The organism is Vibrio sp. SCSIO 43136 (genome assembly GCF_023716565.1).
GTDB lineage: Bacteria > Pseudomonadota > Gammaproteobacteria > Enterobacterales > Vibrionaceae > Vibrio.
Map to the genome: position 1 here is coordinate 1,180,868 of NZ_CP071848.1, position 23,117 is coordinate 1,203,984.

The 23,117-nt window shown below is 45.6% G+C and carries 23 protein-coding genes; 14 read left to right on the forward strand and 9 right to left on the reverse strand.

The genetic code is table 11. The features are described from left to right. Positions 1–26 precede the first annotated feature (26 nt). The 4 genes from torC to J4N39_RS05575 all read left to right on the forward strand — a co-directional run bounded on the left by torC (position 27) and on the right by J4N39_RS05575 (position 6,227). Positions 27–1,211: a pentaheme c-type cytochrome TorC gene (torC, locus tag J4N39_RS05560; protein WP_252022861.1), complete on the forward strand. Its 1,185-nt coding sequence runs from the start codon at positions 27–29 to the stop codon at positions 1,209–1,211. A gap of 25 nt (positions 1,212–1,236) precedes the next feature. Beyond that, positions 1,237–3,705 carry a trimethylamine-N-oxide reductase TorA gene (gene torA, locus J4N39_RS05565; protein WP_252022863.1) on the forward strand — a complete coding sequence of 823 codons (2,469 nt, stop codon included), beginning with the start codon at positions 1,237–1,239 and terminating at the stop codon, positions 3,703–3,705. 259 nt (positions 3,706–3,964) lie between these two features. Next, positions 3,965–5,170, forward strand: coding sequence for a methyl-accepting chemotaxis protein (locus J4N39_RS05570; RefSeq protein WP_252022864.1), 1,206 nt, complete (start codon positions 3,965–3,967; stop codon positions 5,168–5,170). A gap of 151 nt (positions 5,171–5,321) precedes the next feature. After that, positions 5,322–6,227, forward strand: coding sequence for a manganese-dependent inorganic pyrophosphatase (locus tag J4N39_RS05575; RefSeq protein WP_252022866.1), 906 nt, complete (start codon positions 5,322–5,324; stop codon positions 6,225–6,227). Between the two features lie 314 nt (positions 6,228–6,541). Here the strand turns inward: J4N39_RS05575 and J4N39_RS05580 are convergent, their stop codons facing one another. Beyond that, positions 6,542–7,501 carry a transposase gene (locus J4N39_RS05580; RefSeq protein WP_252022867.1) on the reverse strand — a complete coding sequence of 320 codons (960 nt, stop codon included), beginning with the start codon at positions 7,499–7,501 and terminating at the stop codon, positions 6,542–6,544. 257 nt (positions 7,502–7,758) lie between these two features. Here J4N39_RS05580 and J4N39_RS05585 point away from each other — a divergent pair, with 257 nt between their 5' ends. The 4 genes from J4N39_RS05585 to J4N39_RS05600 all read left to right on the forward strand — a co-directional run bounded on the left by J4N39_RS05585 (position 7,759) and on the right by J4N39_RS05600 (position 10,003). Continuing rightward, positions 7,759–8,124, forward strand: a complete 366-nt coding sequence (locus tag J4N39_RS05585; RefSeq protein WP_252022868.1) for a VOC family protein — start codon at positions 7,759–7,761, stop codon at positions 8,122–8,124. Between the two features lie 290 nt (positions 8,125–8,414). After that, the gene (locus tag J4N39_RS05590) at positions 8,415–8,951 is read left to right on the forward strand and encodes a helix-turn-helix domain-containing protein (RefSeq protein ID WP_252022869.1); all 537 of its coding nucleotides are present in this window, start codon (positions 8,415–8,417) and stop codon (positions 8,949–8,951) included. After that, entirely contained in the window at positions 8,941–9,672 is a 732-nt protein-coding gene (locus tag J4N39_RS05595; RefSeq protein ID WP_252022870.1) for an AzlC family ABC transporter permease, read from the forward strand. The genes J4N39_RS05590 and J4N39_RS05595 overlap by 11 nt, the downstream gene beginning before the upstream one ends. Then, positions 9,665–10,003 carry an AzlD domain-containing protein gene (locus J4N39_RS05600; RefSeq protein WP_252022871.1) on the forward strand — a complete coding sequence of 113 codons (339 nt, stop codon included), beginning with the start codon at positions 9,665–9,667 and terminating at the stop codon, positions 10,001–10,003. The genes J4N39_RS05595 and J4N39_RS05600 overlap by 8 nt, the downstream gene beginning before the upstream one ends. A gap of 191 nt (positions 10,004–10,194) precedes the next feature. Here J4N39_RS05600 and J4N39_RS05605 read toward each other — a convergent pair whose 3' ends face one another. Then, positions 10,195–10,869, reverse strand: coding sequence for a YoaK family protein (locus J4N39_RS05605; RefSeq protein ID WP_252022872.1), 675 nt, complete (start codon positions 10,867–10,869; stop codon positions 10,195–10,197). 199 nt (positions 10,870–11,068) lie between these two features. Between J4N39_RS05605 and J4N39_RS05610 the strand changes: the two genes are divergently transcribed. After that, positions 11,069–11,689, forward strand: a complete 621-nt coding sequence (locus tag J4N39_RS05610; protein ID WP_252022873.1) for a DUF1353 domain-containing protein — start codon at positions 11,069–11,071, stop codon at positions 11,687–11,689. Between the two features lie 170 nt (positions 11,690–11,859). Further along, complete coding sequence (locus tag J4N39_RS05615) at positions 11,860–13,239, forward strand: endonuclease/exonuclease/phosphatase family protein (RefSeq protein WP_252022874.1); 1,380 nt, start codon at positions 11,860–11,862, stop codon at positions 13,237–13,239. A gap of 60 nt (positions 13,240–13,299) precedes the next feature. On the opposite strand, the gene J4N39_RS05620 is transcribed toward J4N39_RS05615, so the two are convergent. The 7 genes from J4N39_RS05620 to pspF all read right to left on the reverse strand — a co-directional run bounded on the left by J4N39_RS05620 (position 13,300) and on the right by pspF (position 20,423). Beyond that, on the reverse strand, positions 13,300–14,076 hold the full coding sequence (locus J4N39_RS05620) for a DUF2927 domain-containing protein (protein ID WP_252022875.1): 777 nt from the start codon (positions 14,074–14,076) through the stop codon (positions 13,300–13,302). Positions 14,077–14,084: 8 nt separating this feature from the next. After that, on the reverse strand, positions 14,085–14,873 hold the full coding sequence (locus J4N39_RS05625) for a peptide ABC transporter ATP-binding protein (protein ID WP_252022877.1): 789 nt from the start codon (positions 14,871–14,873) through the stop codon (positions 14,085–14,087). Continuing rightward, entirely contained in the window at positions 14,870–15,865 is a 996-nt protein-coding gene (locus J4N39_RS05630) for a peptide ABC transporter ATP-binding protein (protein ID WP_252022878.1), read from the reverse strand. Before J4N39_RS05630 ends, J4N39_RS05625 begins: the two co-directional genes overlap by 4 nt. After that, positions 15,865–16,752, reverse strand: coding sequence for a putrescine export ABC transporter permease SapC (gene sapC, locus J4N39_RS05635; protein WP_252022880.1), 888 nt, complete (start codon positions 16,750–16,752; stop codon positions 15,865–15,867). The genes J4N39_RS05630 and sapC overlap by 1 nt, the downstream gene beginning before the upstream one ends. Further along, positions 16,739–17,701, reverse strand: a complete 963-nt coding sequence (locus J4N39_RS05640) for an ABC transporter permease (protein ID WP_252022882.1) — start codon at positions 17,699–17,701, stop codon at positions 16,739–16,741. Before J4N39_RS05640 ends, sapC begins: the two co-directional genes overlap by 14 nt. Beyond that, a complete protein-coding gene (gene sapA, locus J4N39_RS05645) occupies positions 17,701–19,320 on the reverse strand; it encodes an ABC transporter substrate-binding protein SapA (protein ID WP_252023637.1) in 1,620 nt (539 codons plus the stop codon). The genes J4N39_RS05640 and sapA overlap by 1 nt, the downstream gene beginning before the upstream one ends. 104 nt (positions 19,321–19,424) lie before the next feature. Then, entirely contained in the window at positions 19,425–20,423 is a 999-nt protein-coding gene (gene pspF / locus J4N39_RS05650) for a phage shock protein operon transcriptional activator (RefSeq protein ID WP_252022883.1), read from the reverse strand. Between the two features lie 188 nt (positions 20,424–20,611). On the opposite strand from pspF, the gene pspA reads away from it, so the two are divergent. The 4 genes from pspA to J4N39_RS05670 all read left to right on the forward strand — a co-directional run bounded on the left by pspA (position 20,612) and on the right by J4N39_RS05670 (position 23,117). Then, a complete protein-coding gene (pspA, locus tag J4N39_RS05655; protein ID WP_252022886.1) occupies positions 20,612–21,274 on the forward strand; it encodes a phage shock protein PspA in 663 nt (220 codons plus the stop codon). A 22-nt stretch (positions 21,275–21,296) separates the two neighbouring features. Continuing rightward, positions 21,297–21,527, forward strand: a complete 231-nt coding sequence (gene pspB, locus J4N39_RS05660) for an envelope stress response membrane protein PspB (protein WP_252022888.1) — start codon at positions 21,297–21,299, stop codon at positions 21,525–21,527. After that, positions 21,524–21,919: an envelope stress response membrane protein PspC gene (gene pspC / locus J4N39_RS05665; RefSeq protein ID WP_252022890.1), complete on the forward strand. Its 396-nt coding sequence runs from the start codon at positions 21,524–21,526 to the stop codon at positions 21,917–21,919. The genes pspB and pspC overlap by 4 nt, the downstream gene beginning before the upstream one ends. A 163-nt stretch (positions 21,920–22,082) precedes the next feature. Next, complete coding sequence (locus tag J4N39_RS05670) at positions 22,083–23,117, forward strand: efflux RND transporter periplasmic adaptor subunit (protein ID WP_252022892.1); 1,035 nt, start codon at positions 22,083–22,085, stop codon at positions 23,115–23,117.

Here is a 23,117-nt window from a genome sequence, read left to right on the forward strand (position 1 = left end):
CAAACTTTTTGTAAGAGAACACCACTATGAAATCTTATTTACTAAAACTATGGCGCACCATGACTCGCCCTGCAGTACACATCAGCTTGGGTGTACTAACTCTTGGCGGTTTTGTGGCAGGCGTAATTTTTTGGGGTGGCTTTAACACCGCTTTAGAGGCGACTAACACCGAAGAGTTCTGTGTTAGCTGTCACACCATGCGAGACAACGTGTATCAAGAATTGCAGCACACCGTGCACTGGAAAAACCATTCTGGTGTACGTGCAACTTGTCCTGATTGTCACGTACCTCATAACTGGACAGACAAAATCGCTCGTAAGATGCAGGCATCTAAAGAGGTATTTGCTCAGATCTTTGGTAACTATGACGAACCGGGTGCGTTTGAAGCTCGTCGTCTTGAGCTAGCAAAGCATGAGTGGGATCGATTCTCGGCCAATGGCTCTCTTGAGTGTAAAAACTGTCATAACTACGAATCGATGGACTTCGAACTGATGTCACCAACGGCTCGTATTCAGATGAAACAAGCGGCAGAGAAAGATCAGAGCTGCTTAGATTGTCACAAAGGTATCGCACACAACCTTCCTGCAGGAATGGACAGCATTGGCGGTATCGTGGGCGACCTAGAAGCGCTAGCAACCAATACTTCGTATAACGCAGGTTCAAAACTAGTGAGTGTTCGTCATCTACCTGTGTACTTCTCAGAAAAAGCAGAAACAGAAGCAGGCCTTCTAAACCCTGCGTCTGAAGTGACTGTCCTTGATGTCAAGGGCGACATGATGCAAATCGAAATCGATGGCTGGCGTAAGGCGAAAGGTTTTGGTCGAGTAATCCAAGAAGATTTCGGTATGAACATCGCAATGGGTTCATTGCTAAAAGAAGCGGCACTGAGCGATGACGTGGTCACTAAAGGTGAGAAGAAAGTTGATGACCTGACGGGTCTTCCTTGGGAAAAAGTTGCCGTAAAAGTTTGGATGAAGCAAGAGTCCATGCTTGAAGACGTTAGCCCTATTTGGGAGAAAGCGAGCGAAGCATACAAAGTCAACTGTTCTACCTGTCACACCCAGCCAGATGAAGCGCACTTCGACGCAAACACTTGGCCTGGCATGTTCAACGGTATGCTGGCATTCGTAAACTTTGACACCGACAGTGAAGCGCTAGTGCTTAAGTATCTACAGAAGCACTCATCTGATTTCGCTGAAGGTCATCACTAATCGTCGTTGCATGGAGTAAACAATAATGGCTATTACACGAAGAAGTTTTCTAAAAGGTGTAGCAACGACGAGTGCTGCATCGGTTATCGGTCCGAGCCTGCTTGCATCAGCAGCGGCTCAAGCCTCAGACGATATTGGTCTAGGCACTTGGAAGATCTCTGGCTCACACTGGGGTGCATTCCGCGCCCGTGTTTATGCGGGTAAAGTTCAGGAAGTTAAGCCGCTTGAGGTAGATAAACACCCAACCGATATGCTTAATGGCATCAAGGGTATCATTTACAGCCCATCTCGTGTGCGTTACCCAATGGTGCGCTTAGATTGGTTGAAGAAGCACAAGTACGCTTCTGAGACTCGTGGTAACAACCGTTTTATCCGTGTGACATGGGATGAAGCACTGGATCTGTTCTACCGTGAACTAGAGCGTGTCCAGAAAGATTATGGTCCATGGGCACTGCACGCAGGTCAAACAGGCTGGCGTCAAACAGGTCAGTTCCACAGTTGTAACAACCATATGCAACGTGCTATTGGTCTTCACGGTTACTCGGTGAAGAAAGTTGGTGACTACTCAACAGGTGCGGGTCAAACTATCTTGCCGTATGTTCTAGGCTCGACAGAGGTGTATGCGCAAGGTACTTCTTGGCAGCACATTCTAGATAACAGTGACAACATCGTACTTTGGGCCAACGATCCCGTTAAAAACCTGCAAGTAGGCTGGACATGTGAAACCCATGAATCTTTTGCTTATCTTGAGAAGCTGAAAGAGAAAGTTGCCAACAAAGAGATCAATGTTCTGTCTGTAGACCCAGTTAAGAACAAGACTCAGCGCTATTTGAAAAATGATCATCTATACATCAACCCACAAACCGACGTGGCGTTCATGTTGGCGGTTGCGCATACGCTTTATAACGAAGACCTGTATGACAAAGAGTTTATCAAGACTTACTGTTTAGGTTTTGACGAGTTTATTGCCTACGTGCAAGGTGAGACTAAAGACAAGATTGAACGTACGCCTGAGTGGGCAGCAGAGATCTGTGGTGTGAGCGCTGACAAGATCCGTGAGTTTGCTCGCATGCTGGTCAATGGTCGCACACAGCTATTGTTTGGCTGGTGTATTCAACGTCAAGAGCACGGTGAGCAGCCTTACTGGATGGGCGCTGTTATCGCCGCAATGGTGGGGCAAATCGGTCTACCAGGTGGTGGTGTTTCTTACGGTCACCACTACTCAGGTATCGGTGTACCATCAACAGGTTTTGGCGCCCCAGGTTCGTTCCCACTTAACGTGGATACAGGACAGTCACCAAAACATACTAACCAAGACTTCAATGGTTACAGCCGCACCATTCCTGTGGCGCGCTGGGTTGATTGTTTGCTTGAACCAGGCAAGAAGATCAACGCCAATGGCGCTAAGATCACGTTGCCAGCCGTGAAGATGATGGTGTTCAGTGGTAACAACCCTTGGCACCACCATCAAGACCGTAACAAGATGCGTAAAGCATTTAAGAATTTGCAGACGGTTGTTGCGATCGACTTTGCCTGGACAGCGACTTGTCGCCACTCAGACATTGTTCTGCCTGCGTGTACTCAGTTTGAGCGTAATGATATCGACGGCTATGGTGCATACTCTGGTCGTGGTTTGGTTGCTATGCATAAGCTGGTGGACCCAATGTTCCAGTCTAAGACTGACTTTGAAATCATGACGGAGCTTACACGTCGTTGGGGACGTTCTGCTGACTACACCCGTGGTATGGATGAGATGCAATGGGTTCGTTCTTTGTACAACGACTGTAAAGCGTCAAACAAAGGCAAGTTCGACATGCCAGAGTTTGATGAATTCTGGGAGCAAGGCTTCCTAGATTTTGGTGAGGGTAAGCCATGGGTTCGTCACGAAGCCTTCCGTAAAGACCCTGAGCTAAATGCACTGGGTACTCCGTCAGGCTTTATTGAGATTACCTCTCGCAAGATCGGCCGCTACGGTTATGAACACTGTCAGGAACACCCAATGTGGTTTGAGAAATCTGAGCGCTCTCACGGCGGTCCGGGTTCTGAAAAACACCCATACTGGTTGCAATCTTGTCACCCTGACAAGCGTCTGCACTCCCAGATGTGTGAGTCTGAAGAGTTCCGTGCAACCTATGCTGTACAAGGTCGTGAGCCGATCTACATCAACCCACAAGATGCCAAAGCAAAAGGCATCAAAGATGGTGATTTGGTTCGAGTGTTTAACGATCGTGGCCAGCTGCTTGCTGGTGCCGTGGTTTCTGAAAGCTACTCACCAGGTGTCGTACGTATCGAAGAAGGGGCATGGTATGGCCCGATGAATGAGAAAATCGGGGCGTTGGATACTTACGGCGATCCAAACACGCTAACTCAGGATATTCCGTCTTCGGAACTTGCGCAGGCGACATCGGCAAACACTTGTTTGGTGGACTTTGAGAAGTTCACTGGCAAAGTACCGCCAGTGACAGCCTTTGGTGGGCCGATAGAGGTCAGCTAATTGACTCAATATTGAAGAATAAAAGGGACTATTGACTAGTCCCTTTTTTATTATAAATCAAATGAAAACTTAGAACATTATATGTTACAAAATGAGCGAAGTCGGACGTTAATATGAGTCTCATGGAATAATAGAAACATTTTGAAAAAATTTGGTGATGAACAATTGTAGATAAGTCTCACGAACTCCATAATTTACCCACGGTCTACTTGGTAAGTTTCAATACAATACGTATAGCTTGTATGTTATTGAGAAACTTATGAAAAGTATTATAGATAAATTCACGGTTAAACAGATTTTATATATTATTGGGGGTGTAGCCTCAGTTTCACTATTATGTGATTTAGCCATTATATTTGTGCCAGAGGTCATTGAGCATAAAGAGGTATTGGCTGAAATTTTCATCGTCCTGAATATTCTTGTTCTAGTTGCTATCTATTTATTGGGACAGATGGTGTTGCGTCCGCTTAAGGTCTTTAGTGTACATATGGATCAATTATGTGCATTTGATTTACGTGAAGGTCCAGTCTGTTCTTGGCTAAAACGCCATCCAACGCGTCGCGATGAATTTGCTCAATTAGCCCTAAAACTCAAAGCTTTTCGTGAGCCTATTCATGAGTTGATGGGCAAATTAACTCAAGAGAGCATTGTTCAGCTGTCTGAAAGTCAGAACAAGATATCCAAGGTACTTGAACGTAATTTGGAAAATGTAACAAGAGAGTCGCAACAGACAGAGCAAGTGGCTACGGCGGCAACTGAGTTATCTGCGACGGCGGCCGATGTCTCCAGCAATGCGATGCAGGCAGAATCTGCAACAAAAGCAGCTCAGTCTGAGGTAGAAGAAAGTACGGCAACTCTTAAGCGCTCTGATGACATTTCTAACCGTATTAATCAGTCAATCACAGACTCAGTTGATATCGTTAATCAATTAAAAGAGCACTCAGAAAAAATCAGCTCGGTGATTGAAGTCATCACTAGTGTTTCTGAACAAACTAATTTACTTGCACTCAACGCCGCTATTGAAGCTGCACGAGCAGGAGAGTCGGGGCGCGGTTTTGCGGTTGTTGCTGATGAGGTTCGTTCACTTGCAGGCAAAACTCAGCATGCTACCGGGGACATACAGTCGAGCATCAACGAACTGCAAAGTCTGTCGCAAAAAGCGCATGAGTTAATGAGTACCAACTTCGACTTAGTTAAAGAGTCACAAGTGATTGGTAGTGACTTATACCGCTCATTTAATAATATTTCTGAAAAAGTGTCTGAAATTTCAGACGTCAACGAACTAGTTTCTACTGCGGCGCAGGAGCAACTGTCAGTGACTAATGATATCTCTGCTCGAATGGAAGAGATCAACATGCTCACTCAGCAAAATATTGAAAGCTCGACCAATGCCGCTCAAGATAACCAGAAGATTAGCAGCCTCACTTCTCACCTTCGCAAGCAAACTTCAGCGTTTACTGTATAAAAATTGTATTTAAACAGAAGCTACAGCCAAAGCCCGCACTGACCTGCGGGCTTTTTTACAATTGGAGAAAATGTCAAAATCAGGTAAAGTAGCGTGTCTTTAGAAATAGGACCTGTGAGCGGTCCGAAATTGAATTGGTATAGGAAGCAAAATGATTCTAGTTGTCGGTCATAAGAACCCAGATAGCGATAGTATTTGTGGCGCATTGGTAGCAACTGAGCTACTTAAAGCTCGTGGTCTTGAAGCGAAAGCGATTCGTCAAGGCGAAATCAACCGCGAAACACAGCACATTCTTGAAACTGCAGGCATGGACCAACCTGAACTACGCACTAGCGTAGCAGGCGAGAAGGTATGGCTTGTAGACTACACTGATCTTGCACAAGCGCCAGACGACATCAATGATGCCGAGATCCTAGGTATTGTTGACCACCACCGTCTAGGTGATGTGATGACAGTGAATCCGCTTGAAGCTTGGATCTGGCCAGTTGGCTGTACTTGTACCATCCTGTTCAACTTATTCAAGATGGAAGAAGCTGAGATCACTAAGCCTCTTGCTATCCTAATGATGTCAGCAATCCTATCTGACACTGTAGGCTTCGCATCGCCAACTTGTACTCAAAAAGATAAAGACGCAGTAGAGCAGCTAGCTGCTATCGCTGGTGTTGAAGATCTAGACGCTTTCATCAAAGCACTATTGATCGCTAAGACCAACATTGAAGGTCTATCAGCGGCTGAGCTTGTAGAAAAAGATCTTAAAGCTTACCCATTCAACGAGCGTGACGTTGTTGTTGGTCAAGTTGAACTTGCGACACTTGAGCAAGTAGATGGCATGATCGAAGCACTAGAAGCAGACCTAGATAAGCGTTGTGAAGAGCAAGGCCTAGCGTTTGCAGCAGTAATGCTAACAGACATCACTACAGCGCAAACTCGTCTACTTTACAAAGGTGAGTGGGCAGAGAAGCTGGTTAAGCACGAAAAAGATGGTGTGCTTATGATGGAAAATACTCTAAGCCGTAAGAAGCAAGGCTGGCCTTGGCTTCAAACTGAGCTTGCTTAATAGCAACCAAGTTTATTTGGAAAAGCCTGTGCCCTATGGTCACAGGCTTTTTTTGTAATTAGCACTTCTAAAAACACTTCTAAAAAGGACAGGCACCCATCCACACAATTTCAATCACTTCCTTATTTGAGGACATACACTACTGTTTTGATTGATGCATATTTTTATCGACAATAGTAACTGTCGTTTATGAGATGGTGTTTATTAGTGTGTATTACTGCTATTTGGCGGAATCTTCAATGCGTCTTGATACAACGCTCACACTAAATACCAATGCAAGCTGGTGGGGATAGACTTTAAGGCTTCAGGTTTCGTTATTCTATTTGGTATAGGTTGATCTTAGACTTTCTTAATGCCGTTTTCGCATGTTCCAATCGAGATGCATCGCCAATAGCAGTGGCATGCTTTCGCTCTAGCTGTGTACAGGCTCTAAGCCAACTCGCATGAGGGAGGTCGAGCCGAACTAATATTGGCGGGAGGGTGTTTTCCAGAGACCACTTATCAGGTCTAAATTGCCTAGCAGTCCAATCGACAAGTTCAATGTAGTCAATGAGTCGAAAAGGCAGGCCATCGAGGGATTTATTATCTTTAGAACCCACAAATGGGTGGAGACATGGGGCTGTTTCGAGGTTTTGACGTAAGGCAGTGATCCGAGCCTTTATCGAGGTAAACTCTGAGCTTTCAGGTGTACTGGCTATACCTGACCTTACTGGGTTTAGATCTACATAGGCCATTGCTGCTGCAAGAGCTTTTTCATCTAACAATGCCTGGCTTTTAAATCGGCTTTCCCAGAAATGTCCTGAGCATTCATCTTCCAGATTAGCCTTACAAGCAATGTCGTAATTAAGCTCTTTCATGAACCAACTTAAAGACCATAAACGCTCACGCCATACCTCTATGATATCCAAACATTTCAACTCTTCAGCTTCACAAGAAAGTTGTTTTAGTTGCCATTTCTTAATGAGAGCAGGGAGTTTGTGAGATAAAGCCCATCTATCAATCACTTCTTCTGCAGTCAAATCATAGGCTTTTGCACGGTTGATATGAAGTACTAGATGAAAGTGATTGCTCATCACTGCATACGCACATACATCGATACAATAGGTATGCGTAAGGTCTTGAATTTTAGTTTCGATCCACGCCCTTCGATGTTCGTAGCTGATGTTAGTAACAGCGTCTATTCCGCATAAGAAACTGCGCCTCACACAGCGTGAAACGCAATGATAGTAAGGTGTGGCGTCAACGGAGACGAGTTGTCTTCTTGCAGTGGTCATATTCGAGCGTTCAGGTGAATTTGAAGGTAACTTAGCAGGAGTAGACGTATAGAATTGAGAGCACAACCTGTTTCAAGGGAAAATCAGTCTAAAATCATACTTTTGGTGTCTGTCCCAATTAAGTGGAGGCAGATAGAATTTCGTTATATAAAACCACGAACATTATTCTCGAGTTCGTAGCGCAGATATCTATGTTATGTTAGTAATCAACATACATAATGGAAGGCTAAATAGTTAGTAAAACAATGGAGAGGGAAATGGAAAACCTGAATACAGTTGAAATAAAGTCTTTTGTCCCTGCGAAGAACTTTGAACGCTCCAAGCAATTCTATCAGACAGTAGGCTTTGAAATGGCCTCTGAGTTTGAGGGCATTGCTTACTTCAAATCAGGTACTTGTTCATTCTTGCTCCAAGATTTCTATGAACCTATTCACAGTAGAAACTTTATGATGCACCTATTAGTCGAAGATGCACAAAGTTGGTATGAGCATATTTTAAAACTGGATTTAGACATAGAGTTTGGAGTAAAGATTACTGAATTGGTTGAACAACCATGGGGAATGCTTGAATTTTGTATGACAGATCCTAGTGGGGTATTGTGGCGCATTGCTGAAAATAAGTAGCCGTTAAAATCAGCGGCCATTAATGTATAGCTCATACACCTAAGCTTAACTTTGTTCTCGCCGTATTTATTTTGCCAAATGTCGATAATGGTTCTGAATCTCTACTCGGCCACCTGTCCAACGAACAAAAAGTTCGTAATTCATTTTTGGCTTTAAGTTTATGAAATAAAAGTACTTATCGTCATTTTCTCAAGACGAACTATCCAAAATACTAACAAAAACTATTTGACACTCAGTTGTTCCTTATATAGAACGTTCTATATAAGGAACAACTTGAACGTTGCTGTCAGATGGAAAAACCAATTCTTAATACCCTAGGTCGAAACTTGCAAAATCTGCGTATAGCGAAGGGACTGTCGCTGTCTCAGCTTGCGCTAGAGGCAGGGATCGCTAAATCAAATTTATCCCGCATAGAGCAGGGTAGTGGTAATCCAACCATTGATACCATCTGGCGTCTTGCTAAGCAGCTTGATGTACCATTCGGAAGTCTGGTGGTCTCAATGGCAGCCCCTATCGACGATGATGGCGTGCAGGTAAAACTGATTGAGCAGGGAATGGACAACCCTCAGGTTGATGCGTATTGGATGTCTTGTGCGCCTAATATCGAGCATCGCTCAGACGCTCACTCCAATGGTACGACTGAAACAATAACAGTGATAACCGGCCATGTAGAAACTGGTGTTGAGGGGAGTAGTCACTGCCTATCTGCTGGTGAAAGTGTCAAATTTCCAGCTGACAAACCGCACATGTATAAAACAGGTGATCTTTGGACTACTTTGCTGGTGACCATCACTTATGCCAAAAGAGAGGTGCAAGATGGATTGTAAAACCACCACTTTACAACGTTCTCCATGGTTAGAGGGGGTGAAAGATGCCTTACCTCTGATGGGTGGCTATGTTCCTGTAGCGATCTCGTTTGGTTTGATAGCCACTCAATCTGGGTTTGGGATCTGGGAAACCGTCGCTATTTCTATACTCATATACGCAGGAGCATCTCAGTTTTTGTTTATCGCTATGATTGCTTCCGGAGCACCTTGGTGGCTGGTGTTGGTTATGACCTTGCTTATCAATGCTCGCCACGTAGTGTATGGGCCCAATATAGCGAAATATATGTCTAATAGCCCATGGTGGATAGTGCTAATGCATGGCTTAACTGACCAGATTTTTGCGCTCGCATTGACTCGTTTTCCTCAGTTAGCGCCGAATGAGCGCATGGGTTGGTACATTGGAGCTGGCCTTATGGCTTGGATGAGTTGGATCTCTGGTACAGCCATGGGCGCTATAGCAGGTGAAGAACTGATAGGACGTTTTCCATTGCTTGAGACCGTATTACCCTTTGCTTTACCTGCTCTATTTCTGGTTTTACTTGCGCCCAGATTTAACAGCAGACTTTGGTTGATTACCTTAGCTGGCACATCGATAGTAGCGCTGACCATCAAGTTATTTGGCTTCAACAATGCTGCCATTCCACTTGCTGCGTGTTGTGGTGCACTTCTTTACTATGCGACCAAACATCGTCAGGACAAAAGGAGCCTATCCCATGAGTGATTCAATTTGGGCAATTATCCTATTAATTTCCATCGGTACGTTCTTGCTACGAGCCCTACCTACATGGTGGGTGGTACGCCGAATTAGAAAGGAAAATGCTGAAGGGACGAGTAATGAAGTCCCAGAATGGCTCAATGTATTAGGACCAACCATGATCGCAGCGATGTTTGGCACTTCGCTGATCCCAGTAAGCCCATCAGCCCTATCTTGGTTTGCCACTGGTTTAGGTGTTGTAGCAACATTACTAGTATGGTCAAAAACGAAGACGTTGGGTTTGCCTGTGTTTGCGGGAGTTCTGGTCTTTGGCCTCACCATTTATCTAGGCGCATAAACTGAGCAAAAATGAAGAGAGATAAATGGGACACACACCATTCGTCTGTCCCATTTTTTCTGAATAAGGTGCCTGTCCCAATTTGATGGCCCCGAACATCCCACATTTGGTGTGTGTCCCAAATGAAGAGATGCAATTGTCGTCCGATTAGGTGCCTGTCCTAATTAGAGAAGCTGAACTCTGTTTTTCGTTTACAAATAGAGCCTGTTTCCCTTCTGCTTAAAATAAACTCGATAAACGACAGCAAGTGAGAAGCATAGTATTACGGGGACTAGTAGGGACAAAAATTGGAGTTGGTTAAATAACAGGGCGCCTAAACATCCGCCAGAGATAAATCCTGTGATAATGAATAAGAACAGCTTCGCTTTACGGCTATCAAACGCTTCCCCTCGCAGGTGAGAGCCAATCATTAAGCCTAGATCGGTAAACAATCCTGTCACGTGGGTGGTGCGGACCACAGCGTCGCTGTATCGGGTTGCAAGGGCATTTTGTAAGCCACAAGCCATTGATGCGAGAAAAAGACCGAAGTTCATTCCTATAGAGAGCAGAATACACGCAGCCAAAAGTAATAGCCCTTCAGCGGCTAACAGCGTGTCGTAATATCGCCCAACTTTAAAAGACTCGCCACAGAGAAACGCTCCTGATATCGCAGAGCCAATTACAAAGCTAATCAACACCGCCAATAACATGGCAACGCTCGCAAAGTTCATTGATGCCACCTGCGCACCAAGCAAAGTAGCAGAGCCGGAAAGATGTGATACTGATTGATGTTGAAAGCCTAAAAGACCGATGGCGTTGATGGTTCCTGCAATCAATGCAAGAAGAAAAGAACCAAACTCTACCCACTTAGGCAGGCTCCTAATCATATTGACTCCGATACACAATTGAAACCAAGTTCAATGGAAGCAAATTCTAAAGAGGAGGGCAGTCTACTCCTTATAGAATGCTATGCGTTGATATAAAGCAACTTAACTCATGCCGAGAGCCTGTATTTGTGAGAAGGCATTCGCACAGAGTTACCTAGGAAGCTGCTAAGATATTGACTCTTGGCAAGGAGACCAATTTATGGATTGCTTCATTCTAGGGTTAGGGTGGCTAACTGCCATATTGCTCATGTTCTACGGCTTGATAATCGCCTCTTCTTATTTGCTCACCTTGGTTGAAGATGACAAAGACATTGAAATGCCTAAGTTGATACCAGTGAGAATTCAAACCAAAAATCAGCCTACTTGGTTACATAAGTTGGTGGTTTTTGTCACTCAAACGAGAAAGTGGCAGCTTGCCGAAAACTGGACCTACAAGTTGAACGATGATGTGACGTTGGTGATCGAAAAAGGTTTTGTGTTTGATGGTGCATCGATACCACGGATATTTTGGGCGATCCTTAGTCCAACCGGTTTGCTTTTGATCCCTGGTTTAATTCATGACTACGGATATCGCTATGATCAGATCTGGAAGCTCGAAGAAAATAACCAAACCAGTGTTTATGCAAAAGGCAAAGGGCGAGCTTATTGGGATGATCTATTCAAACAGGTCGCTAACGAAGTCAACCAAGTTAGTTTAGTTAATGCTTTTGCTAAAGCGGCCATTGCACGTTGGGGAGATGGTATATGGAGCGAACACCGTAAGGCGAATAATAAACCAAATAAACCGGTGTTTTGGTTTATTAAAGTTGCTGAAAGATAATGGTTGGAAGTAATGCATCTGTTGGGGTTATATTATGATTTTTTATGATGTAATAGGCCTAACTGACACTATCTAAGGTACTAAGAAAATCTAACTAAGTTATTAAATAATATATAATAATTGGCGGTTAGTATCTTGCTTGAATTTAACCAACTTAAGTCAAAGCAAGTATGAAATATTCAAAGTCTGCAGTCGTTCTTAGTTTGCTATCTAGTGCAGTATTGATGGGGTGTCATTCCAAAAAAAATGAAGATCCTGTGCCAAAACCTGAGAAGTTATCTGTGCGTGTTGCCAGCTACAATGCATGGCAAGGGGGTGCTAACGTCAATGATGGCGTGAACAAATCAGTAGAATACTTGGCTAAGCAACAAGCCGACATTATCGCACTTCAAGAGGGAAGTGAGATTGCTCAGACGTTTGCCTCTTACCTAGAGGCAAAAACAGGTGAAACTTGGTTTGTGTATAACCCGGCAGCAGGTACTAGCCAAAATGCAATGCAACATAGTACCGCCATTTTAAGCCGCTATCCCATTGTAGAAGGTTTTACAACGGTGGGACACGAGGCAATTTATCGTTCGTCGGAAGGCGCTCGCATATTGCTCTCAGACAGCCAAGAAATCATTGTTTGGTCGGCACACATGAGTTCAACCTCTTACAATGCAAGTAAAAGCTCGTGTAGCTGGAGCCAAGAACAGCTGGATCAAAGTGCCAGCTATCGTAAAAAAGAGGTCGATGTGCTAGTTGACCTGATGAAGCGAGAAAACAGTTGGGAAACCACCAATGAAACTCCAATTATTGTAGCAGGAGACTTCAACGCAGCCAGTCACTTAGATTGGACAGAGCGAGCTGCGCAAGCGAATGTTATTCCTTGTGGTCGTGATTTCGGTGACTCTAAGTACATGGTTGATGAGTTGGGCTTTAAAGACTCTTACCGAGAAGTTCACCCGAACGAGATTGAACACCCTGGCGGTAGTTGGGGTGTTGCGATTGGCAAGGCGGGTCCGGGCAAAAGCTATCCTGCAGCGCGTATAGATTATATCTATTATAAAGGCAGTAATATCAAAGCGACCCAATCTGATATGTTTGGCCAAGACGGAATCAATGACGATCAGCCGAGTGATTACAAGAATAATCCATACCCTTCAGATCATTACGGCTTTGTGACTGAGTTTGAAATTTCACCATCCAAGGTGGTCTCTGGCCAAATGTCGATAAGTGATAACACGCAGATTGATTACACTGTCAATGGCAATACGGTCTCCGTGACCCTGGATGATGAACCAACAGCGATTGAAGGCTTTACCATTGCAAAACCATTTGTCGGTTTGTTTAAAAAGGGCAAAGAACCTGTTTGGGCTGATGACGGTATTTTCAGCACGGCAATCGCCGCACAGCGCTTGGATGGTAGTCTTACTTATCACTTAACGAGTAAGGATGACTTAACGCCGGGTGAGTATGAAATTCGAGTCTATCGTAAGGACAGAACTCGTCAAACACATGGTGATACTTCCCCACTACAAACGGGCTCAGTTTTGCTGACAATTGATTAGTCGCCATATAAACAACAAAGCCAGTTCACTGAACTGGCTTTGTTTATAGATTCATATCTGCTAACGAAACCCCATCGCCTCATAAAGCTCACCCTCAATCACTTCACGATGAATATTGTCAATCGTGCCATCAAAGGTAAATTGCATCAGTAGCTCCTTTATCAGCGGTCTAGCTTGCGCTTCTGTCATGCCTGCTTTGATGCTTGGGTGATAAAGTAGTTTGATTAATAGTCCATCCAGTGGGGAAAGTAAGTCTTCTGGTGAACGATCATTAAATACCGATGGGTAGACGCTGTCTGAATCGTTAGGCAAACCAAGAATCTGCGTCATCTCTTCTACCACACAGGCGAGCAGTTTACCGTGGTCACGGGCTTGGTCGACCGGAATGACAATGTTAGCTCTGACTAGCTCTCCACGAGAATTAACGGCAAAATTGGCCATGCACAGTGCAGAACGGGTATGTTCGACCGAAGGCTTACCCATGACCTCTTCGACCACACCTTCCCACTCAGATTGCCGAGTATATACCCAATGCACATTGGACTCGTCTAAAGTATCAACAAGGGAAATATCGTGGTTAGATAGATTGGCCAGATGCTCGATATGCATACGAGCAAGTTCGGTGTGCAAATCTTGATCGGGGACTCTATGGTCGAGAAACACCTTAATTGGCTGATCCCATTTACGGATCTTCTTGCCATGTGCATCGTATTCATTGTGCAGCGCAATGGTGAAAAAAGAGCTTTCGATGTATTGCGGATCTTGCCAGCGAGCCGTATTGGCGCTGGCCGTCAGCGAAGTAAAAAAAAGGGCTGCGAGACTCAATCCTTTGAGCATGTGACTCCTTATCGAGCGCAAGAGGGTATGGTATTGAAGTGACTCTCTACTAAGCGCTGGGTGATTGGGTGTTTAGGGCATGAGATGATTTCTTGGGTATCACCGCACTCTACGACTTCCCCTTCGTGCATCACAATCAGTTTGTCGGTGATGTGTTTAACGATGCCAAGGTGTTGAGATACATAGACAAAGGATAACCCCATCTCTTCTTGTAACTCTAAGAACAGATTAATGATCTGTGAGCGCATCGCCATATCAAGCCCATTAAGTGCTTCATCAGCGACGATAATGGATGGCTGAAGAATAAGCGCTCTCGCCAAGCAGATACGCTGTTTTTGGCCCGTTGCCAGCATCTGAGGGTAGAAATAAGCGTGTTCTGGCAAAAGACCCACCCGCATCAGAGTGTCTTTGACCCGTTTGCGGCGAGCCTCTGGCGGCATGCTGGTATTTCGCTTGAGCGGCCCTTCTAAGATACGACCAATTTGGATGCGAGGGTTGAGTGAGGTGTTAGGGTCTTGGAAGATCATACGAATGAGCTTACAGCGAGTTTCGTAATCTTTATGCTCCAACACTTCGCCATTAACCTTGATTTCACCACCACTTGGTTCAACCACGCCCGCCAGCATTTTCGCTAGCGTGGACTTACCTGAGCCGTTTTGACCGATAAAACCAATTGTCTGACCCGCTTCGAGGCTAAAACTCATCGGCTTTACCGCTTCTTTTACGCTCTTGGTGAATAATCCAGTGCGTGTTTCAAAGTATTTGCTGATGTCGTTAACTTCTAGCAAGGCACTCATGACTTCTTCTCCATATTGAGCGGGAAGTGACAGCTATATTTATGATTTTTCACTTTCTTGGTTCTCGGAGCCTCTACACATTGGCGCTGGGCGTATGGACAGCGCGGCCCTAATCGGCAGCCAATCGGCAAGTGATCCAATGGAGGGATCGCACCGGGCAAAGACTCCAGTTTTGATTTGTGCGGGATCCACTGGCTAAAATCAGGCATAGCTTGTAGCAACGCCACCGTATAAGGGTGCTTCGGCAGTTTAAGGATCTGTTTGGTTGCCGCCGATTCAACCGATTGCCCACAGTACATCACAGTGATCTTGTCTGCCCATTGAGTAATGGTGGTCAGGTCATGACCGATAAGCAAGATAGTTGTGTTGTTGATCTGATTCATACGACTGAGCAGACGCAAAATTTGTGACTGAGTGATTGGATCAAGGTCGTTAGTTGGCTCATCAGCGATGAGCATTTTTGGTCGGGTCGCAATCGCCATGGCGATCATGACTTTCTGACATTCACCATCAGTCAGTTCATAAGGGTATGCTCGGATCACGCGGCGGTGATCTTTAATTCCAACCTTATGCAGCAAGGCAATAGCTTGCTCGGTACGCCAGCGGCGACGCTGCCAAAATCGTCCTTCGAAACAGTCCAGAGGCACAGACTCAGCAAGCTGCTGACCTACACGTTCAGAAGGGTCAAGACAGGTTGAAGGCTCTTGGAAAATCATGGCGATGTCACGAGCAATCACTCGACGTCGCTCTTTAGGTGTAAGCTGAAGAAGGTCAATATTACCAAAACGCAGACGGTCAGCCGTGACGCGCATATTATCCTTAGTAATGCCCAATATTGCCTTTGCCACCAAGCTTTTACCAGAGCCAGATTCGCCTACTAGACCACGAATTTCCCCTTCGTTTAGGGTAATGCTCATTCGGTCTACAGCCTTAACCATGCCCTGTGGTGTATCAATTTCTATCGTCAGATGACGAATATCTAACATTGGCATTATTCGATCCCCGCATTGAGTGCGCGGCGCATACCTTCGCCCACGAGGTTAATCACAACAATAGAGAACATGATGATCAACCCCGGCAGAGTCACAGTCCAAGGTGCCACGTAGATAAGCTCAACTGAATCACCCAAGATTGCACCCCACTCAGTGCTCGGCGCTTGAGCGCCCAGACCAAGGAAACCCAGTGCGGTGATATCTAAGACGGCAATGGTCAACGCCATGGTCGCTTCGGCGGCCAATACAGGCAAAATATTCGGGAGGATCGAGTTCCAAAGCAGGTAAAAGTTGTTCGCACCGTCAAGGCGGGCTGCAATGACATAATCCTTCTCCACCTCGCTGTGCACAGCGACATAAATTGAGCGAACAAAACGAGGGATTAAAGCCAAGCAAATCGCAAGCAAAACATTGAACTCACCAAAGCCAAGAAATGCGACAAAGATGATCGCTAGCAGCAGTGATGGAATCGACATGACAGTATCAAACAGGTGGTTCAACGTACTCGACACCAAACCTTTGGTCATGCCCGCGAGCACACCAATGACACTACCAATAACACCAGCAATGAGGGTGATGATGATAGCAGCGCCAAGAGTCAATTGAGAACCAGCCAAAAGGCGTGACAATATATCACGCCCAAGGTCATCGGTACCTAGGAAGTAATCAACCGTGCCTTCTGGTGCCCAAGAAGGTGGCAGTAGTAAATAGCTACTTTGCTGCTGCGGGTCATAAGGCAATATGAATGGCGACAACAGTGTTAGTAGCAACAAGATACCAAAACACCATAAGCCAAACATCGCCAAGGTATTTGAGCGGTAACTGCGCCAAAAACGCTCGAACTGAGTAGGGATCAGTTCTTCTTGATAAACATTATCGGACAGCATACCACTCCTTCCTTACTAATGGGTTTGCGATAGCACCGATAAGATCGGATAAGATATTGGCAATCAATACAAAAGTTGCCACCACCATGACACCCGCTTGAATTGCGATAAAGTTCTGACTGGCAAGTGCGTCGAGTAACCAGCGGCCAATGCCCGGCCAGTTGAAGATCGACTCAGTGATCACCGCAAAAGTGATCATGCTAGAAAGCTGTACGCCAAACTTCGGAATGATTGGCGGTAGGGCGTTACGCAACACGTGTTCGATGATGATTTCGTATTTTGATAAGCCATTGATTTTGGCAGCGCGGATGTAGTTCTCTTGCATCACTTCTGCTACGGATGCTCGCATCAAAGCGATGATCTGTGTGGTTGGCGCTAGCGCCAATACCATACAAGGTAAGAACAGGTGTTCTAATACACTTTGCAGCGCTTGCGCTCTTAGCGGGCTATCAGACAAAAAAGCATCAATGATGGCGACGCCAGTCACGTGGTCAATTTGGTACAGCAAATCATAACGACCCGCTACTGGGAACCAACCAAGGTTGAGCGAGAAGAACATGATGAGCAGCAGTGCAACCCAATAGAGCGGTGCAGAGTAGCCAGACATAGAAACAAAAGAGATAACAGTATCTATCCATTTGCCTTGGCGGGTTCCAGCAATTGTTCCTAGTGGAATACCGATTAGCAAAGCAATTGAGAAAGCGAAAAAACACAGCTCAAGCGTAGCTGGAAAGACCACCATGATGTCATCCCAAATTGGCTCACCGTATTGATTGTTGCCAAAATCGAACAGGCTGATATCCGCAAGGTAGTGCAGCCAGCCAGAAACAAAGTTCAACTCATTGGCTGCAACTTGAGCGTCAAGGCGCATGATGCTGTACCCAACCATGGAGAGAAACAGCAAGGTGATCACAAATAGGTTAAGTCGGCGAATAATGTAAACCAGCATTACTCACTCCTTTGTACGTTATGAAATGAACGAGTGTTAAACGGGCTCATTTCAAATCCAGTTAATGATGCGTGATTGGCTTGATACTGAGTACCGTGCGCAATTGGGATCACTGGAAACTCTTGGTTCAGCATGTTCTGTGCTTGCTTATATAAGTTGAGACGATACCTCGGCTGATTGGTTTCTCGCGACAAATCAAGCAAGAAATCAAAGTCATCGTTACACCACATAGAAACGTTTAAACCCGCTCGCTCAGCACCACAACTTAAAGTTGGGCGTAGGAAGTTATCGGGGTCACCAGTATCTGCGAGCCAACCCGTTAGTACCATATCCACGTTTTGATTCTGGTTAAGCTCTGAGCGAGAGAAGCGGTCATCAGTAAATAGATTCAGTTTGATACCAATATCCGCAAAGTTACTTTGAATCAGCTCGGCAGTTTTCATTGGACTCGGGTTATACGGTTTAGGCTCTAGAGGGACCCACATAGAGAGCTCAGTGCCTTCTTCAACACCCGCCTCACGCAGTAAAGCGATGGCATACTTTTTATCATAGCGGATCTGAACGCTATCTTTTTGATACGCCCATGAGCTTGGCGGTAGCAGAGTATAGGCGATAGCCCCAGTGCCATAATAGACGGAATCTAAGATTACCTGACGGTTGATGGCAAGGTTAAGTGCCTTGCGTACATTGGCATCACTTAGGGCTGGAGTTGAAGTGTTTAGGGCGATAAACGCCACGTTCATCGCAGGTTTAGCATTCAGCACCAAGTCTGGCGCTTGTGAAATGATTGGCAACTGGCTTGAAACCGGTGATGAAAGCACATCACACTCGTTTCGCAATAATTTGGCGAGCGTTCCCGTACCTCGGGTCGAGATATCAAACACGACTTGCGACATTTTCGGCTCGCCTTGCCAATACTCACTGTGGCGCTTCAAACGCACCAAGTCACCGACTTGGTACTCATCAAACATAAATGGCCCAGTGCCCACTGGGTGGTTCTCTAGCGCCAGCTTATTATCCATCAACTCAAGTTTACGGGCGTACTCTGCGGAGTGAATAACAGCATAAGGCGTTGAAATATTAGCAAGAAAACTGTTGTCAGGACGGTTAAGTGTAAAGGTCACTTGATACTTGTCGGTGGCACGCACATCCTTAACTAGTCCGGCAAAATCGATGGCATCAAAGAACGGATAGCGCCCGCTGCCAGCGTCGTGATATGGGTGGGCTGTGTTTAATATGCGGGCAAAGCTGAATACAACATCTTTGGCTTGCAAGTCTCTTGAAGGCGTAAACCAAGGGGTTGAATGAAAAGTAATGCCACGCTTAAGGTTGAAAGTGTAAACCGTACCGCTTTTATCCATGCCCCACGTATCCACCAAACTGGCAATTGGGCGGTGCGTTTCAGGATCTAGGGTAAATAGGGAGTTAAACAGCTGGCGGCTTAATGCATCGGACGTGATACCAGTATCAGCTTGCTGCGGATTGAAAGTATTTAGGTTGATTTGACCACAAAAGACAAAGCCGCTTTTGCGCACTTTTGTGTGATCAATTTCTTCGCCACAGGCGGCAAGCAAAAGGCCAGCCACTGCCATGAGGCCCATCTTTAATAGTGCTTTCATAGGAAAGAGTGTGTTAGTGAGAAACGAGGTAGCAATAGACATAGTGTTTTTCATGCCCTCTTAATCCGGCTAATTTAGCACTTTTTTCCAACCAGACCAAACGATTAGTCCGGACTCTGCCCAACCAGGTTGTACTTTCGCAGCATCCCTCTCAATTGATGATAGCTAAGCCCTAACAGTTTCGCTGCTTGCTTTTGGTTGTGTTTAGACGCTTCCAATACTTGATTGAGAAGCTCGACATCTGCAGCTTCCTGCCACTGTTTATAGTCGATAGGAAACTCGATGACTCGAGATATGTCAGGTTGAGACTCATCTTCCGTGGTGGCTGCCGCCCAGCTTGAACTGAACGGGTCGAACACAATCTCATCAATAGGCGCTTGATATTCAACGTTCTGATATACAGCTCGCTCGACGGCATTTTTAAGCTCACGAACATTACCCGGCCAATGGTAGTCGAGCAGTGATTGCTGAGCTCGCATAGAGAAGCCACTAAACAGGGGCAACTCTAGCTCTCGACACATCTTGATTGCATAGTGTTCGGCGAGTAACAAGATATCTTCTTGACGAGCTCTGAGCGGAGGGAGGTGAATAACATCAAATGCCAAACGGTCTAGCAAGTCGGCTCTAAACTCGCCCTGCTGCGCCATTTCAGGTAAGTCCGCATTGGTTGCGCAGACTAGGCGCACATTGGCTGAAAGAGTTTTGTTGCCCCCAACACGTTCATATTCACCGTATTCGATCACTCGCAATAGCTTTTCCTGCACCGTGAGTGGTGCCGTCGCAAGTTCATCCATAAATAGCGTTCCACCTTCTGCTCGCTCGAAACGGCCAAGGTGCTTGCCTTTAGCACCGGTAAAGGAGCCTTGTTCGTGTCCAAATAACTCTGAGTCAATGACACCTTCAGCGAGTGTGGAGCAGTTCATTGATACCAATGGTTGATCCCATCGACGTGACAAGTAATGCAGACGCTGAGCAATGAGCTCTTTACCCGTACCACGCTCACCAATGATGAGCACAGGTCGTTCAATCGGTGCTAAGCGAGAGACCTTGTCGAGCACAGAAAGAAAACTAGGAGACTCTCCAATTAGGTTTTGCTGTTTCATCCTTACTCCGTGGCGAAATTAACCAAGTGTTGGTGAAATTCATCATAGCACAAATTGTCCTTGCACAAGGGTTTAATTAAATTATTGATTTTTAATGGTATAAAAGTTGGCACGCAAGTTGTAATAGATAAAACCAAGTTAACCAGTAATCATCAATAAGATTCGTTACTCGTCTAAGGAGACATCACATGGGTATTTTCTCTCGTTTCGCCGATATCGTGAATTCAAACATCAGCGCATTGCTAGACAAAGCGGAAGATCCTGAAAAAATGATCCGCTTAATCATCCAAGAAATGGAAGACACCTTAGTAGAGGTTCGCACTAACTCCGCTCGCGCTATTGCGGATAAAAAAGAGTTGGCGCGTAAAGTGGAAGCGGTTGAGTCTCAACTGAGCGATTGGCAGCAAAAAGCGACCTTAGCACTGAGCAAAAATCGCGAAGATTTGGCACGTGCTGCATTAATTGAAAAGCAAAAGCTGCAAGATATCGTAGCAAGCTTACACACAGAGCAAACCTTGGTTGAAGAGACCATTGAAAAGCTAACTGGTGAGATCAGCAAGCTAGAAACCAAAATTAATGAAACTCGTGCTAAGCAACAAGCGTTAGTGATCCGCCGCACTGCTGCGGGGAATCGCCGTGATGTGCGCCGTCATCTCAATGAGAGCAAAAGTGCAGAAGCACTGTCTAAGTTTGAGCAATACGAGCGTAAGATTGACGAGCTAGAAGCGGAAGCTGACAGCTACACATCAGCACGTAACCTAGACCAAGAGTTTGCCGAGCTTCAAGCGGAAGATGAAATCGAGCAAGAACTGGCTCGCATGAAAGAGCAAATGAACAAACAAGACAAATAAGTAACCACCAAGGAGTATTGATATGTCAGCAGCGTTTTTAACTGCACCACTCGTAGTTTTTCTTATATTCGTTGCGCCTCTGTGGTTATGGCTTCACTACCGTGGAAAGCGCAACACTGCGCAAGGTCTGTCAGAAGAAGATTTTGCGAAACTGCAGATGTTGACTCGACAAGCGGAAGGGTTGCAGCAGCGCGTGCAAACGCTTGAGAAGATTCTGGACTCAGAATCGCCTAGCTGGAGACAAAAACTATGACCCAACGTACTTTGTACCGTGATACCCAGAATCGTAAGATCGCCGGTGTATGTGCAGGGGTTGCAGATTACTTCGGCATCGAGACATGGTTTGTTCGGGTACTGGCAGTGACTGCAGCGCTATTAGGGGCAGGTTTTTTTGTAGTGATCATCTACATTGCCATGTCACTGATGGTGGAGAAAAAGCCTTATCAGGCGGGAGACTTTCAAGACTCAGCGTCACCAAAGCCCCATAAAGTTAAGAGCAAGCCGTGGCAAACTGGGGAATCACCAAGTCAGTTGATTGCAAGCTTGGAAGGAGAGCTGGCGGACGTGGAGAAGAAAGTCAAAACGATGGAAGCTCACGTTACTTCAGATACTTTTAACGTCGAGCGAGAGTTCAGCAAATTGTAGTGGACCACGCCACAAATTAAATCGATTAAAAACACCAACGCCTTGTCGTTGGTGTTTTTGTTTCATTGTTTTGAATTGTACTGGAAATTTAATGCCTTAGATGGCAGTCGTTGCGTTTGTATCCTATGGTTTTTTATAACCAATTGTTTATGGATGAAACTCTATGCGTTGCCAATATTTGCTCCTCACCAGTGCGTTAGTGCTGATCGCAGGTTGCTCGGAAGAGTTACCGCCCGTTCCCGAACCGGATTCTCGTCCCGCCAAAATCGTCACCGTTTCACTGAGTCAAAGCAGCACAGTTCGTCAGTTTCCAGCGGTGTCTGAAGCAGGCGATAGAGCGGCACTTGCATTTCGTGTTCCTGGCCAACTAATGTCTGTGGATATTCATGCGGGTCAGATGGTCGAAAAAGGCACTGTGCTGGCCTCACTTAACCCAGATGAATACCAGCAACTGCTTAAACAAGCCCAGGCTAATTATCAATTGGCCAATGTGCAGTTCAAACGTTTTAAAAAGTTAAGAGCCGATAAAGTCGTTTCAGAGCAAGATTATGATAAAGCGGTGGCGAACTTAAATTCAGCTAAGGCTGGCCTTGAACAGGCGCAAGCGAATCTCGACTACACCGTACTTAAAGCGCCATACAGTGGCACTATTTCATTAGTCTCCGTGGAGAACTATGAGTTCGTTGGTGCACAGCAAGCGGTAATGAATATTCAAACCAATCAGGTGCTGAAAGTGGTGTTCCAATTGCCTGAGTACCTGTTACGTCGCTTCAGAGATGATGACGTAGCCAAAGCGCAAATGGTGTTTGATACCGTGCCAGACAGACCTTTCCCATTAACTTTCCAAGAAATTGATACTGAAGCAGACCCTAAAACCAATGCTTACAAAGTTACCATGGCGATGGAAAGACCGGATGATGTTGGAGTATTGCCGGGCATGTCCGGCAAGGTGGAGCTAGAAGTCCCTAAATCCGTTGCTAGCCGATTGCCAAAAGCCGCCATTGAAACAGAAGGAGAGAACAGTTGGGTATGGAAGGTAGATGAGCAAGGGCTTGTTCGCCGAACACCAATAGAAGTTGATGACAACCGCGTACTAATTTCCGGCCTAGAAGATGGCGATCGCATTGTTGCTTCGGGCGTTGCTGTACTCGAAGAGGGTGCCAAAGTCCGTGAATGGATTAAAGAGCGAGGGCTATAA

Coding starts and splice junctions, on each gene's coding strand:
- torC (WP_252022861.1), top strand. CDS start 27: ATGAAATCTTATTTACTAAAACTATGGCGCACCATGACTCGCCCTGCA.
- torA (WP_252022863.1), top strand. CDS start 1,237: ATGGCTATTACACGAAGAAGTTTTCTAAAAGGTGTAGCAACGACGAGT.
- J4N39_RS05570 (WP_252022864.1), top strand. CDS start 3,965: ATGAAAAGTATTATAGATAAATTCACGGTTAAACAGATTTTATATATT.
- J4N39_RS05575 (WP_252022866.1), top strand. CDS start 5,322: ATGATTCTAGTTGTCGGTCATAAGAACCCAGATAGCGATAGTATTTGT.
- J4N39_RS05580 (WP_252022867.1), bottom strand. CDS start 7,501: ATGACCACTGCAAGAAGACAACTCGTCTCCGTTGACGCCACACCTTAC.
- J4N39_RS05585 (WP_252022868.1), top strand. CDS start 7,759: ATGGAAAACCTGAATACAGTTGAAATAAAGTCTTTTGTCCCTGCGAAG.
- J4N39_RS05590 (WP_252022869.1), top strand. CDS start 8,415: ATGGAAAAACCAATTCTTAATACCCTAGGTCGAAACTTGCAAAATCTG.
- J4N39_RS05595 (WP_252022870.1), top strand. CDS start 8,941: ATGGATTGTAAAACCACCACTTTACAACGTTCTCCATGGTTAGAGGGG.
- J4N39_RS05600 (WP_252022871.1), top strand. CDS start 9,665: ATGAGTGATTCAATTTGGGCAATTATCCTATTAATTTCCATCGGTACG.
- J4N39_RS05605 (WP_252022872.1), bottom strand. CDS start 10,869: ATGATTAGGAGCCTGCCTAAGTGGGTAGAGTTTGGTTCTTTTCTTCTT.
- J4N39_RS05610 (WP_252022873.1), top strand. CDS start 11,069: ATGGATTGCTTCATTCTAGGGTTAGGGTGGCTAACTGCCATATTGCTC.
- J4N39_RS05615 (WP_252022874.1), top strand. CDS start 11,860: ATGAAATATTCAAAGTCTGCAGTCGTTCTTAGTTTGCTATCTAGTGCA.
- J4N39_RS05620 (WP_252022875.1), bottom strand. CDS start 14,076: ATGCTCAAAGGATTGAGTCTCGCAGCCCTTTTTTTTACTTCGCTGACG.
- J4N39_RS05625 (WP_252022877.1), bottom strand. CDS start 14,873: ATGAGTGCCTTGCTAGAAGTTAACGACATCAGCAAATACTTTGAAACA.
- J4N39_RS05630 (WP_252022878.1), bottom strand. CDS start 15,865: ATGCCAATGTTAGATATTCGTCATCTGACGATAGAAATTGATACACCA.
- sapC (WP_252022880.1), bottom strand. CDS start 16,752: ATGCTGTCCGATAATGTTTATCAAGAAGAACTGATCCCTACTCAGTTC.
- J4N39_RS05640 (WP_252022882.1), bottom strand. CDS start 17,701: ATGCTGGTTTACATTATTCGCCGACTTAACCTATTTGTGATCACCTTG.
- sapA (WP_252023637.1), bottom strand. CDS start 19,320: ATGAAAGCACTATTAAAGATGGGCCTCATGGCAGTGGCTGGCCTTTTG.
- pspF (WP_252022883.1), bottom strand. CDS start 20,423: ATGAAACAGCAAAACCTAATTGGAGAGTCTCCTAGTTTTCTTTCTGTG.
- pspA (WP_252022886.1), top strand. CDS start 20,612: ATGGGTATTTTCTCTCGTTTCGCCGATATCGTGAATTCAAACATCAGC.
- pspB (WP_252022888.1), top strand. CDS start 21,297: ATGTCAGCAGCGTTTTTAACTGCACCACTCGTAGTTTTTCTTATATTC.
- pspC (WP_252022890.1), top strand. CDS start 21,524: ATGACCCAACGTACTTTGTACCGTGATACCCAGAATCGTAAGATCGCC.
- J4N39_RS05670 (WP_252022892.1), top strand. CDS start 22,083: ATGCGTTGCCAATATTTGCTCCTCACCAGTGCGTTAGTGCTGATCGCA.